This window comes from Arthrobacter sp. M4 (assembly GCF_020251205.1).
Taxonomy (GTDB): Bacteria; Actinomycetota; Actinomycetes; order Actinomycetales; family Micrococcaceae; genus Arthrobacter.
The window spans coordinates 1-466 of record NZ_JAIWYX010000063.1 but is presented as its reverse complement, the minus strand read 5'-3'; the positions used below and the strand labels follow the sequence as shown (position 1 = coordinate 466).

At 61.8% G+C, this 466-nt stretch carries 1 protein-coding gene; it reads right to left on the bottom strand.

The window, feature by feature from the left end; translation table 11 throughout:
- Positions 1-88: 88 nt before the first annotated feature.
- On the bottom strand, positions 89-466 hold a 378-nt coding region (locus LD110_RS23405), incomplete at its 5' end, for a hypothetical protein (protein ID WP_225502337.1).

The window sequence follows — 466 nt, the reverse complement described above, 5'->3', positions numbered from 1 at the left end:
AGGTCCAGCACCGCTGGTTCCCACACGTCTTCCGGGTCGAGCCGGGCGAAGAACACGGTCCCGGTGTAGCCGAAGTCGACGGTCCTGATCAGGCCTTCTCGTGTAGCGCAGGCGATTCGGCGGAGGGCCGGCCAACACCCATTCCCGTGATGAGAAGGTCGCGGCACTGCTCCAGAGTGCATCGAACGGTCGACCAGCCAGAGGAAACGTAGTACGTCCCCTTGGGCAGGACGCACCATCGCAGGGCCTTTTCAATCACTGGCTCCATCGTTTCAGGTCGGCTGACCCAGACAGTGGGTTCCTGGGGGTCCATGTGACCCTCAATGCAAAAGCCGGCGGTGAATCCGACCAGCTTCACATCGGTGTAGTCGACCGGATTGCGCTGTAGTGGCACGGCCCGGATGGTGCCAAATCCGCCTGCAGCCGCCAGTGCATCTCCCAGATCATCGAGGATTTTGTCGGCTTC